The following is a 13,264-nucleotide window of genomic DNA, read 5'->3' on the forward strand; positions in this document are numbered from 1 at the left end:
CTGCCTGTAGTTTCACCATCGTGACTCAAGAGCAACTGTGCTAATCGAGCCATGCTACTGCATCATTTCTACTTGCTTGGAGCGATCGCGTAACTCGTCAACAAGGAGTCATAGATGTCTTTTCTACCTTATGAAAATTTCACTATTACAACTAATCTAGATGCAGAGCAAGTCAAGAGAATATTGGCTGATGTCATTGAACCGCCTAAGACGTTTAGAAATTCTTGGTCTTCGGCATCAAGATCGCATAAACCCTATGAAGGTAAAATTTATGATGATAGTTTCCAAATATCTAGAATTATCCATACCCGAAATTCATTTTTACCAATTATTAAAGGCAAAATTTCCCCTCAAGTTATTGGTTGCTCAATTAATATAACGATGAAATTGCATATTTTTGTATTAATATTTATGGGCTACTGGTTGAGTATGACTGGCAGCATCGGAGTAGGATTTCTATTGGCATTGCTATCAGATAGTCGAATGGGCATAGCTGGTTTGATGCCCCTTGGGATGTTTGTATTTGGTTGTCTTTTATGCATAATTCCTTTTAAAATTGAAGCCAAAAAATCTAAGGAGTTTTTATACAAGCTGTTCAGCGCTTAGTTTTCATAAAAATCACACGACAAAAGCATCTAAGAAAAATCCTTCGTTCCATTTGACTAGGAAGAAAGAGCATCGACCAACATTAAAGCAGTTTGATGGGAGCGATCGCGCTAATTTTGTAGTCTTACTAGAACTTGATTTCTTGCGGGTGTTGCTTAAATGGTGCAAGGCTGACTGTTGCACTGCTGGATATAAAGTTGATCCACATAAGGTTTCTGCCACTTTAAGGGAATCTCTAGTAAATCTCGCGTACCAGTCATGCTTTGTCCTACAAACATTAAGAGTGCAATGCAGCTCAAAATGATGTGAATGGTGCGCCAGCGATTTAACCGATCTTTGTAGATATCTTCAATAATTGCTAACGAAAAAATCATCAGCATTGCCGCTGCGATGCCGATGTAGTAGTGAAACACCAACCACTCATTGTCTCGACGATAAACGCCTTCTTGGAAGCTGAGAATAATTAAACCTGCGCCGGTTAAAGTTGCAAAAACGCCGCGCCAGAGCCGTTGTTTGGCTTTGTAGAGCAATACTAAGGAGCCAATGGTAGCCGCAAACATTAGGACGATAAAGACAACTTGAAAAGGTTTCTGGCTCCAGATTTGCTTGCTCAAAATATGCTCAAAAATTGGATAAGCAAGTCCGATAAGGGTAACTCCAACAATGGCACCAGAAAGCCATTTGCCTAATTGGACGTGTTCTTGCCCAACTACTAGCGGAATTTTACTTTTGCCTTCTAAATTTTGCAAGCGGCGTTGGCGAGTCTGCCAAGCGCGGTTGACGACAATGCCAATCAGAGGGAAGACGACTGCAATTGCGATCGCAGGATGAATTAAAGCCGCCAAATCTGCAATTTCCATAACAACCTCAGTATGCGTTGATTTTTTAACTACTGAAAGGGGCAAAGCCAAAGGTAGGGTTGAATAAGCGACACCAAATCACCACCGATTCAAACTCTGCTGGATTGACACTAGCAGGAATAGCATAGCGTTGAACACCACTTATTTTTTGCAAGCGACCGATACTTGCATAATCTTTCTCTTTAATGCCATTTGTTGGAGGTTTTTCAGAACGATACAGAATGACGAATAAATCCAGGCCATTGTCAGTTTTGAAAGCTCGATCTAACTCCAGATAGCGTTTTCCATTTTCTGTCACCAAGCGCACAGTTCCTTGGGTATGATGTTCTGATCCCTGAAAAGTCCCAGATTTTGTAGGCGTCTGTGCTACCGATGTAGCAGATGAGCCAGTTAATGGTGCAGGCTGAACATTTGGCTGATTAAAATTGGCTTCTATTGTATTACCTTTTAGCTTCAATGATTACTAAGCTTATCTGGTGTTTAAACAGTCTTATTAACCCTTAGTAATTAAGTAAAACTTTAGAGCATAGATAAAAGTTGTAATTACTATAAAAAACGATATTACGTATTATCTAATATTTTTTTAATTTGTGTTTAATTGGAAATTAGTATATTACTATTAATTTCAATGAAACCTAAAATTAACTGATTATCAAACAACTTTGAATTAGGAAAGTACAGCGATGACGACTTCATACATTAAAAATAAAATCTCAAAGCTTCAAGTCCTAAAACGAATTTTCCGCCTTCGGATGGCAACGCTGCTCATGGTAGGAATTGTTGTCTTCGCAGCTGCGATCGCTACTGCGTGGTTTGCTGGTGAAGGGAAAATTAGTCAGATATTTGCCGAACTCAATACTTTACAAGAGAATCCACCCATGTGGCTGCAAGCGCCCATGAAGAGTGAATACTTGCTAGTTCCTACGGTTGCTCTGCTAGTAATTGTTTTGATAGTAATGAAAATCTCTCCAAAAACCGACGCTTGGTCTCGGTTTCTTGTAGTGGGGATTTTGCTGGGGTTAACGGGTCGATATATTGTATGGCGATCGCTCTCTACTCTGAATGTTGCTGACCCTCTAAATGGTGTTTTCAGCTTGGGATTATTTTTCCTGGAAATGTTGATGTTAAGTAGTAGTACGATCCAGCTTTTTTTGATGCTAAACGTAAAGGAGCGACATCGTGAAGCAGACCAGATGGCAAAAAGTGTGATTGATGGCAGCTTTATGCCAACCGTTGATATTTTTATTCCCACTTACAATGAATCTGTATTTATTGTTAAACGCGCAATTATTGGTTGCCAAGCTTTAGATTATCCCAATAAAACAGTTTATTTACTGGATGATACAAGACGCCCAGAAATGCGAACTTTGGCTGAAAGTTTAGGCTGCGAATATAAAACAAGACTTGATAATAGACAGGCAAAAGCCGGGAATTTAAATCATGCATTTCCTCAAACGAAGGGGGAATTAATTGTTGTATTTGATGCAGACTTTATTCCGACCAAAAACTTTCTCACTCGCACTGTAGGTTTTTTTCAAGATGAAACCGTTGCTCTGGTACAGACACCCCAAAGCTTTTATAACTCCGATCCAATTGCCTACAATTTAGGATTAGAAAACGTCCTAACGCCAGAAGAAGAAGTGTTTTACCGGCAAATTCAACCGATTCGGGATGCAGCGGGTAGTGTTATTTGTTCTGGAACTTCTTTCATTGTTAGGCGTAGTGCTTTAGAAGCAGCGGGTGGCTTTGCCACCGATTCCTTGAGCGAAGATTACTTCACTGGTATTTGTTTATCAGCCCAAGGCTACCGATTAATTTACCTAGATGAAAAGTTAAGTGCTGGATTAGCCGCAGAAAATATTGCCGCTTATGCTACTCAGCGGCTACGGTGGGCACAAGGCACTTTACAAGCATTCTTTATTAAGGAAAATCCGTTAACAATTCCGGGACTTAGCCCTTTGCAAAGACTGGCTCATTTAGAAGGATTATTACATTGGTTTACCAGTTTGTCGCGGGTTTATTTCCTGTTTATACCCTTGGCTTATTCGTTTTTCGGTGTTATTCCTATTCGGGCAATGACTGGTGAATTATTATATTATTTTTTCCCTTACTATGTCGTGCAAATTTCAGTTTTTTCCTGGTTAAATTATCGTTCTCGATCAGCTTTGCTCACGGATGTTTACACGTTGGTGCTTTGCATTCCTTTAGCACTAACTGTACTTCAAGCAATGCTGAAGCCTTTTTCTAAAGAGTTTAAGGTAACGCCTAAGGGAACATCACGCGATCGTTTTTCTTTTAACTGGAATTTAGCATGGCCTTTGATTATTTTGTTTATAGCAAGTGCTGTCAGTTTGTGGCGAAATTTAGGAATGTGCATAATAACGGGTAATTGGCAAAGGCTAGAAGCTTACGGAGCAACTGAAGTGTATAAAGGTATCGGTTTGGGTTGGATTTGGAGCGGTTATAACTTGTTAATGATTGGCATTGCGTTGTTAATTTTATTAGATGTCCCTAAACCAGATATTTATGAATGGTTTGATTTACGAAGGGTAATCCGCCTGAATGTTGCTGGGCAGAAGTTTTGGGGCATTACCACAATAATTTCGGAAGCAGGTGCCCAAATTGCCTTAACCAACGGAGGCCTAGCGAATGATACCAGTGAAATGTTGCCAGTGACATTAGAAATTATGGAAGAAAAATTAGAATTGCAAGGCAAAATTATCCACACAGGATTTAGAGATGAGTATCCAACGGTGCAAGTGGCTTTTGAGAAATTAAACCTCAAACAATATCGGCGTCTGGTAGAAATGCTATTTTGCCGCCCAGGTCAATGGAAACGCCGGGAGACTCCTGGAGAATTTGGTTCTTTGTTGCTGATTTTCAAGATTTTACTTCGTCCACGAGTTTTGTTTGATAGGGAGGGAGAAGTAAAAGCGATCGCGGTTTCTAAAATATAAATATTTGCTAATTTCAGAAGCGAGAGAGGGCTGTCCTCATAAACTCCCTCGCTCTTGATTAAAGGACTCAATGAAAACACAGTAGAGACACGATTAATCTTGTCTTTACAATCGTTAATAACTTGGGGGATATTCTTCGACCTATCTTACTTTAAAAGGTGAAGTGCATTCGTGGATCGAAAAGGGCGATCGCTATCGACCTTTCTGTATCTGATAAAAGGATATGCGAAATTAATTACACATTAAATGCTATTAAAAACCTTATGTAGCAAGATAAAGGTATGTAATTATTTCTGTACAGGCACTTACGATTCTGTTACTGGCAAGTCTACTGGCCAGATATCTATAAAACAAAAGAGATTTGTCCTAAAAATTGATAGGAGCAATCAAATATGCCAATGGAACATAAGGCGTTTGTATTTAACTATGATGCTTTTGTAGATGAATTGGGTAATATTCTAGAAAACGCCCTGCTGACTAATAATAATGAAAGGCTAGTGAACTTTATTAAGCAAAATCTAAATTTCCTAAAAGACCCCTATGAGGGTGAAGCTCTAAGCACTTCGTGGGAAACTATGGTGGAACCGAAAGATCCTCACCAGTATGGCGACTTCGCACTCACGAAGTTCTATGACCCTCAAGATGACATTGGTCTTGGAGCGATGTGGGAAAATATCCAAAATATTCTCAAAAGAGAATGCGGAAAAGATTTTGCCATTTTAGGTACTCCTTTTGGCCCTAAAGGTAATTATTTTGATGCCGGAAAAATGGGAGCTTATTTCCAGTCAACAAGGCAAGTTCAAGACAACTTACAATTACTAACAAAAATGCTTGAGATAAGACCGGCTCTTTTTTGTGAATTGAATGAGTCGTTAAAAATGATTTGGAAAGCTGCGGAGGCAGAAAAAGGCCTTTACATAACCTTTTGATCTGACCTACCAACCAGTTATTAGGAAGATAAAGAAAAACTTTTAATAATTAACTGTGCAAAATTAATTCAACAATCAGAGGCGAACGCTATGGCGAAGAGGAAGAAGTTCACTTGGCTAGCGTTGATTTTAGGTGCGCGATCGCAACCTTGTATGAAGATGTATTAGCGCTTGGTTGATCGCTGAGTTACCCGCCCGGTTAGCGATAAATTGATTAATTGGCTAACTCATCCAGCGCAGCCTCTTGCCAGCGCTAAGATCGTTAAGCACTGTTTCGCTCTGCCCTCATGTCTGACCGTGTCAATCTTTCGGATGCTTTACCAACTGAGTCCTCAAATGGGCACCATTCCACGGGTGTAAATCAAAACAGCCAGAACGCGATTCGCATTCGCGGCGCTAGGCAGCACAACCTGAAGAATATCGATCTGGAACTACCGCGCGATCGCTTAATTGTCTTTACTGGCGTCTCTGGTTCCGGCAAGTCTTCCCTCGCCTTTGATACCATCTTTGCAGAAGGACAGCGGCGCTACGTGGAGTCCCTGAGTGCCTATGCGCGGCAATTCTTGGGGCAGTTGGATAAGCCAGATGTGGATGCGATTGAGGGACTGAGTCCGGCAATTTCAATTGACCAAAAATCAACCTCTCACAACCCCCGCTCAACGGTTGGCACGGTAACTGAGATTTACGACTATTTGCGGCTGCTGTTTGGACGCGCGGGTGAGCCTCACTGCCCTCTGTGCGATCGCTCGATTGCACCTCAGACGATTGATGAAATGTGCGATCGCATCCTGGAACTGCCCGATGGCACCCGTTTCCAAATCTTAGCGCCTGTGGTGCGCGGCAAAAAGGGCACCCATCAAAAATTGCTCTCCAGCCTGGTTTCTGAAGGATTTGCTCGCGTCAGAGTTGATGGAGAGGTGTTTCAACTGTCGGATTCTATTGAATTAGATAAAAATTATACACACACGATTGAAATTGTCGTTGACCGACTGATTAAGAAACCCGGTATTCAGGAGCGTCTAACCGATTCTCTCAGCACTTGTCTGCGTCATGCCAGTGGAATTGCGGTCATTGAGGTATTAAATGATACATCAACACCAAAAGAATCCGACAAGTTAAATAATTCTTATGTAGAAAATACCACAAAAAACGAAACTGGGCAAGAAAATTCTCCAAAGGCTGATAATTCCTATCAAGAAAGCTCCAATGAATTAGTCTTTTCAGAAAACTTTGCTTGCCCGGAACATGGGGCGGTGATGGATGAACTTTCTCCGCGATTGTTCTCCTTTAACTCCCCTTATGGTGCTTGTCCTCAGTGTCACGGATTGGGTAGCTTGCGGACATTTTCACCAGAGTTATTGGTACCTTTTCCGGAGTCGCCGGTGTATGCTGCGATCGCGCCTTGGTCAGAAAAGGATAATTCTTACTATCTCTCCCTTCTATACAATGTCGGACAAGCGTATGGCTTTGAAATTCAGACACCTTGGAATCAGCTAACAGCAGAACAGCAGCACATCATTATGCATGGTGCTGACAAATCAATCTGGAACGAAAGTCGAAATGATTTTAGACGGTATGCAGGCGTTATTGCTATCCTCCAGAAACAATACGATGAAACCAGTTCCGAACTCATTAAACAAAAAATGGAGCAATATCTCGTCGAGCAGCCGTGTGAAGTGTGCGCCGGAAAGCGATTGAAACCGGAAGCCTTGGCTGTGCGATTGGGACAGTATCGGATGCTCGACTTGACAAGTGTTGATATTGGGGAAAGTCGAGAACGAATTAATAATTTGAAATTAAGCGATCGCCAGTTTCAAATAGGCGATTTGGTACTTAGAGAAATTAAAGCTAGGCTGCAATTTCTCCTCGATGTTGGCTTAGATTATCTGACGCTTGACCGTCCGGCAATGACACTTTCGGGCGGAGAAGCGCAACGAATTCGCCTTGCAACCCAAATTGGTTCGGGTTTAACCGGCGTCCTCTACGTGTTAGATGAACCGAGTATCGGACTGCATCAGCGAGATAATGGACGCTTGCTGCAAACTTTAATTAAACTCCGAGATTTGGGCAATACATTAATTGTGGTCGAGCATGATGAAGAAACGATTCGTGCGGCTGACCACATTGTTGATATTGGTCCTAGTGCGGGCGTTCATGGCGGAAGAATTGTTTCTCAAGGTGACTTGGAGACCTTGTTAGCAGCAGAAGATTCTCTAACAGGTGCTTATTTGTCGGGACGGCAGGTAATTGAAACCCCTGCACAGAGGAGAGAGGGAAATGGGCGATCGCTAATTCTCAAAAATGCCTACCGCAACAACTTACAAAATATAGATGTCGAAATTCCACTGGGTAAACTTGTCTGCATCACCGGCGTTTCTGGTTCCGGCAAATCTACTCTAATTAACGAATTACTTTACCCAGCCTTACAACACCACCTCACCCGCAAAGTTCCCTTCCCGAAACATTTGGAAGCCATCAAGGGATTGAACGCAATTGATAAAGCAATTGTCATCGACCAATCTCCAATTGGACGCACCCCTCGTTCTAATCCAGCTACCTATACGGGTATCTTTGATGCAATTCGAGATGTGTTTTCCCAAACAATAGAAGCAAAAGCGAGAGGGTACAAACCGGGGCAATTTTCTTTCAATGTTAAAGGTGGGCGCTGCGAAGCTTGTGGCGGACAAGGCGTGAATGTGATTGAGATGAATTTCCTGCCTGATGTATACGTGCAGTGCGAAGTTTGTAAAGGCGATCGCTACAACCGAGAAACTTTACAAGTCAAGTACAAAAACAAGTCGATTTCTGATGTTCTCAACATGACCGTAGAAGAAGCTTTGGAATTTTTTATAAATATCCCTAAAGCATCAACACGGTTGCAAACTTTAGTAGATGTGGGACTCGGTTATATCCGCTTAGGGCAAACTGCACCTACTCTTTCCGGTGGTGAAGCGCAACGAGTGAAGTTAGCCTCAGAACTCTCTCGTCGTGCTACCGGGAAGACGCTTTATTTAATCGATGAACCGACAACGGGTTTATCTTTTTACGATGTCCACAAGTTGCTAGATGTGTTACAGAGATTGGTAGATAAAGGCAATTCAATTTTAGTCATCGAACACAATTTAGATGTAATTCGTTGCGCCGATTGGCTTATCGATTTGGGACCGGAAGGCGGAAATAAAGGTGGAGAGTTAATTGCGGTGGGAACGCCAGAAAAAGTGGCAGAGAATCCGAGGTCTTATACCGGGCAATATTTGAAACAAGTGTTGCAGCAGCATCCCCCAAAATGACAACTTTTAATTTGTCAATCTACTAACCGCAATCGCGCAATACCAGTCTAAAAATTGACAGATTTTTAATGCTGGCTTTTCGCCAGATGCCTGTCTGGAAAAAGGTGAATTTTCTTAAGGAAGTAACTAAAGGAATTCAGCAATGGGCTTTGATAGCTGAAAATCTAAAACTTGCGTTGGTTGTTTTTTTTCCTTAACCCAAAACACATAAACAATGGTTGGGTTTCACCGTTGTTTAACCCAACCTACTCGCTAACATTTCGCTAACATTCGGTAGGGGCTTTTGATTGCCATACCCCTACAGATGTACCGCACCCAACCGAGAACTGCAATATTGAAAGCAAAGTAAGTCAAGTTTTTCTGCCAATTAGAAGATAAGTTGTCATCTCACCTTTGCCTTTGACATGGATAAGACCCCGTTCCTCAAAAACATATTCGTCTCGTAATAACTCATAGGTAGTGGCAGTGACTTGAATTCGACCCGCAAGACCGTGAGATTCCATCCGAGAAGCTGTATTTACCGTATCGCCCCACAAATCATAGATAAACTTTTTGATACCAATGACGCCAGCAACGACGGGTCCCGTACTAATGCCGACTCGAATCTGAAAATTTTTCGCATTTTTGAGGTTAAATAGCGCGATCGCATCTTGCATATCCAGCGCCATGTCAGCTATCGCCTGGGCATGATCGTTGTGGGGCATTGGCAAACCGCCGACAACCATATAGGCATCCCCAATTGTCTTTATTTTCTCCAAACCATGCAGTTCGGATAGGCGATCGAACGCAGAAAATATCTTGTTGAGTAATTCGACGAGTTCGGTGGGTGATGTATCGGCAGAAAGTTGGGTAAAGCCAACAATATCAGCAAACAAAACGGTAACTTCGGCAAAGCTATCGGCAATTGTGCTTTCCTGAAGTTTTAATCGCTCGGCAATCGGGGCAGGTAAGATATTGAGCAGCAGCAGTTCCGATTGTTCCTGTTGATAGCGCAGTGCTTCTTCTGCGACCTTGCGATTGGTAATATCTTGGACAGTGCCTTCGTAGTAAAGGATTCTCCCTTGAGAATTCTTAACCGTGCGGGCGGTTTCCAAAATCCAGATAGTGCTGCCGTCCTGGCGGTAAATTTGAGACTCAAACCGAGATACAGAATCATACTTTTGCATGGCAGCAATAAATTCCGTCCGTCGGTTTGGATCAACATAAAGTTGCCGCTCAACGCTCGTCACATTGGCGATTAATTCCTCCGGGGACGAGTAGCCATAAAGGCGTGCGAGGGCAGGATTCGCACTGATGAAGCGTCCATCCGGTGTCGTTTGAAAAATGCCTTCAACTGCGTTTTCAAAGATGCTGCGATATCGTTCTTCGGCTTGCCGAAGTGCGCCTTCCACTTGCTTGCGCTCGGTAATGTCGCGGGAATTAACAACGATGCCTGCCACGAAGGGATCGGCTAGCAAATTGCTCCCAGTTGATTCTAGAAAACACCAGGAGCCGTCTTTTCGGGGAAAACGATATTCGATGGAAAAAACACTCTGAGGGTTGTTAAGCGCCTCATGGAAAGCTTCTAAAACGCGGCGACGATCCTCTGGGTGAATCATGCCTAAGGTGTGTACCCCGGTCAATTCCTCTGGTTGGTAGCCCAAAATACTCACAATCGAAGGACTTTGATAGCGGGTAATGCCATCTGCGTCATAAATGGCGATCAGATCCGAACTGTTGAGAATCAGCGAGCGAAATTTCGCTTCACTGTTAGCGAGGGCGGTTTCTGCTTGTTTGCGATCGCTCGCTTCCATTGCCAAAGCAGCCATATACGCTAAATAAGTCGCAAAGTTCTGATCCTCCAACGCCCACTGCCTTTGCGTACTCATGTGTTCCAGACAAAGCACCCCCATCGTCCGTCCACCTACCCGAATCGGGACATCCAACATCGAAGCAATGCCTAAAGGAGCTAAATAAGCCGCGGAAAACTCCTTCGTCCGAGGATCGGTATGGGCATCAGAAGCCGCGATCGCGCGTTCCTCTTCTAGTGCTTGGAAATAGCCCGGATAGTCTACTCGGTACAGCTCCATGCCCCAGCTATGCCGCTCCTGAGTGACTTCGTACAAGTCAACACAGAGCAATTTTGGATTGGGTTGGGATGTGGTAGAAGCCGGTTCCTGAGTCTCAACGATTTCTTGTTGATAAAGCCAGATACTTGCTCGTGCGACGCCCAGTGTGTTTGTGGCTGTCTCGGTAATCTCCTGCCAAGCCGCGCTCAAATCGCCCGTGTATAAAGCCTGACACGTAGCCAGTTCCATCAGCGCCCGCTGCTGTCTGCAAAGCCGAGTCTCGCTTTCTTGGAGTGCGGCTTCCGTCTGCTTGCGCTGAATGACGGAAGCCAGCTGAGCCGCAACGCCCGATACTAGCTCCACCATCTGCCGGTCTTCTTCCTGGCTGTCGAAGCTGAAGAAAACCAGAACAGCTAGCACTTGTGGCTGCTGTAGGGGCACCCCAGCGCTTTGCCCGTCCTGAATCGGCAGGGGGGACGATTCCCAAAACGTTGCCGCAATAATCGGAATGGCGAAACTTGCTTTCAATCCGCTTTCTCGTGCAATTGCGACACGATCAAAAACGGCTGGTGGCTGAATTGAAACATCATCAATCCACTCTGGCTGCTGCGATGACCAAACTCGTCCCGGCAATCCGTTCCAGGATGCAAAAGTGAGCTTCTGGCTGAAGTGTCTGAATTTCTTCAAGGCGGGGGATACTTTCTCCTTACCGCCATACCAACCCCGACTGCATTCGAGAAAGTCACCCGTTGGGTGGGGAATCCAAGCTTCCCCAAAACTCCAGCCGATTGTCTCGCAAACCTTGCCCAGCGTGACTTGCAAAGCTGAGTGAAAATCTGAGGCATCCGCGATCGCTTGCGTCGTCGTCTGCAACAAACGGATTTCTTCTTGGGCTTGTTTGCGATCGCTAATATCTCGAACCACGCCACACACGACCTCTCTGCCACCATAGGAAATCGAGTTGGCACTCACTTCCACATCCACCAGCGTTCCATCTTTACGCCGGTAGCGTCGTTCGCCTAGGTAGTGCTGTTTATCAGCTAGGATTTGGTTGATATTTAAGTCAGCGCTGTCTTGGGTGTGGGGAATGAGATCGTAAAGGGTCAGCTGTAGAATTTCTTCATGGCTGTAACCGAGCAAGCGATTAAAGGCAGTATTGGCTTCCAGAATTTGAGAAGAGCGAGCATCAATCAGAACAATCCCTTCTGAAGCTTGCTCAACCACGGCGCGGTGACGTTCTTCGCTTTCAATGCGATCGCGTCCAGATTTTTCCAACGCTTCTAGCATCCCATTAATCGTCAGTGCCAAGCTGGACAATTCATCCTTTCCGGGAGTCGATACCCGCAGCGAAAGATCGCTACTCGCGCCAATTTTCCGAACTTCCCCACTCAAAGCTGCCAACCGAGATAGCACCAATCGCTCTATCAGCAGCAGCGTCACTCCACCAAATACCAGTCCTACTACCAACAGACACAAGATGAGATAGACTAGGCGAATCTTTCCTTGCCTGTAGATTTCTCTGGGGACATCCACCCGCAACAGCAAAGCCGGTTTGCCATAAATGTCTTTAATCCGGGCGTATCCAGAAATCGTGTCTTCATTGCGCGATCGCACCAGAATTGGGCGTTGTTCTGAAAAAGCAGAACGCACGGCTTGAAAGTCAGCAGGCATTTGAGAATCGTTCATCCCGTACATCATCACGGGCAAACGGTTAATTCTTGCCAACTTCTCGATCGTTCGATCGTCTATATAGCGCCCGAAGATCAAAGTTCCTCGGATAGAACCTTTGCCATTTGAAGGCAAAATCGGCTGCGAACTAACCAGCATTGGCCCTTCCGGAAGCAGAATGATTCCCGACAGGATGCGATGAGAATTGGGACGCTCTAAAAGCTGGTCGTTGAGAGCCAGGTGTTCTTTGAGGGCCGGTGGAATCGGTGTTTTTTTCTGACTTTTCAGATCGAACCCAGTCCCAAAGACAATTTCACCGCTGTTATTGATATACAGCACCAAGTTGATCTGCAAGTTGTAGAGCGATTCTGGATTTAGATTCGACTCCCGATAAGCTTGGTTTGGGTTGTTAATAAAGTTGTAGGTGTCATCCCACGCCGACCAATCGAGAAATCCAGAACTAAAGTCATCGCCAGTTTGGGCAAAAACATTCAGAACTGCCTTAACCATCTGACGGGTATTTTGATCCTCAGCGTGCTTGAGGCTCCGCAACAAAACGATGGAAGAGGTAGCATATAGCACCCCTACCAGACCGACGAGTGTCGCGCCAATGACCATTAGTGTCTTCGTTCGCAGTCTCATGCTTTAGTGCTGAGTCCGTCCTGTAAAGGCGGGTTGACCCGTCCTAGCTAAGTGTTGAGAGGGGAAGTCAAATTATCTCCTTTATTGTTCCTCGTAAACTCGGCATTCGATACGATTTCTGCCAAAATCTACCTCCAGACGTTTGACGAAAAGCGGGATCGCTAAATACTGCGTCAACAAGCTGTGTTCGAGAAGCACCCTGGATGGCGAAAACCCCGAAACCCAACAGGAGGAAGGTTAGGGTTGGATGCCAACATCCTAGCT

General features: G+C 44.3%; 7 protein-coding genes. 4 read left to right on the forward strand and 3 right to left on the reverse strand.

Going from position 1 to position 13,264, the window contains the following annotated elements:
• The first annotated feature begins 114 nt into the window (after positions 1 to 114).
• Positions 115 to 606, forward strand: a complete 492-nt coding sequence (locus NDI33_RS17985; protein ID WP_190673365.1) for a hypothetical protein — start codon at positions 115 to 117, stop codon at positions 604 to 606.
• Positions 607 to 761: 155 nt separating this feature from the next.
• Here NDI33_RS17985 and NDI33_RS17990 read toward each other — a convergent pair whose 3' ends face one another.
• Positions 762 to 1,466, reverse strand: coding sequence for a DUF4079 domain-containing protein (locus NDI33_RS17990; protein ID WP_190673367.1), 705 nt, complete (start codon positions 1,464 to 1,466; stop codon positions 762 to 764).
• Between the two features lie 25 nt (positions 1,467 to 1,491).
• Entirely contained in the window at positions 1,492 to 1,923 is a 432-nt protein-coding gene (locus NDI33_RS17995) for a DM13 domain-containing protein (protein ID WP_190673370.1), read from the reverse strand.
• A 226-nt stretch (positions 1,924 to 2,149) separates the two neighbouring features.
• Between NDI33_RS17995 and NDI33_RS18000 the strand changes: the two genes are divergently transcribed.
• The 3 genes from NDI33_RS18000 to uvrA all read left to right on the forward strand — a co-directional run bounded on the left by NDI33_RS18000 (position 2,150) and on the right by uvrA (position 8,642).
• On the forward strand, positions 2,150 to 4,423 hold the full coding sequence (locus tag NDI33_RS18000) for a glycosyltransferase (protein WP_190673373.1): 2,274 nt from the start codon (positions 2,150 to 2,152) through the stop codon (positions 4,421 to 4,423).
• 392 nt (positions 4,424 to 4,815) lie between these two features.
• Entirely contained in the window at positions 4,816 to 5,352 is a 537-nt protein-coding gene (locus NDI33_RS18005; protein ID WP_190673376.1) for a hypothetical protein, read from the forward strand.
• 287 nt (positions 5,353 to 5,639) lie between these two features.
• Positions 5,640 to 8,642, forward strand: coding sequence for an excinuclease ABC subunit UvrA (gene uvrA, locus NDI33_RS18010; protein ID WP_190673379.1), 3,003 nt, complete (start codon positions 5,640 to 5,642; stop codon positions 8,640 to 8,642).
• A 350-nt stretch (positions 8,643 to 8,992) separates the two neighbouring features.
• Here uvrA and NDI33_RS18015 read toward each other — a convergent pair whose 3' ends face one another.
• Positions 8,993 to 13,000, reverse strand: a complete 4,008-nt coding sequence (locus NDI33_RS18015; protein ID WP_190673382.1) for a PAS domain S-box protein — start codon at positions 12,998 to 13,000, stop codon at positions 8,993 to 8,995.
• Between the last annotated feature and the right edge of the window lie 264 nt (positions 13,001 to 13,264).

The sequence above is a fragment of the Trichocoleus sp. DQ-A1 genome (assembly GCF_039961955.1).
Lineage (GTDB): Bacteria > Cyanobacteriota > Cyanobacteriia > Cyanobacteriales > FACHB-T130 > FACHB-T130.

Bases quoted from the DNA above. Each gene is read 5' to 3' on its own strand.
- NDI33_RS18000 (WP_190673373.1), top strand. From the start codon at position 2,150: ATGACGACTTCATACATTAAAAATAAAATCTCAAAGCTTCAAGTCCTA.
- NDI33_RS17985 (WP_190673365.1), top strand. From the start codon at position 115: ATGTCTTTTCTACCTTATGAAAATTTCACTATTACAACTAATCTAGAT.
- NDI33_RS17990 (WP_190673367.1), bottom strand. From the start codon at position 1,466: ATGGAAATTGCAGATTTGGCGGCTTTAATTCATCCTGCGATCGCAATT.
- uvrA (WP_190673379.1), top strand. From the start codon at position 5,640: ATGTCTGACCGTGTCAATCTTTCGGATGCTTTACCAACTGAGTCCTCA.
- NDI33_RS18015 (WP_190673382.1), bottom strand. From the start codon at position 13,000: ATGAGACTGCGAACGAAGACACTAATGGTCATTGGCGCGACACTCGTC.
- NDI33_RS18005 (WP_190673376.1), top strand. From the start codon at position 4,816: ATGCCAATGGAACATAAGGCGTTTGTATTTAACTATGATGCTTTTGTA.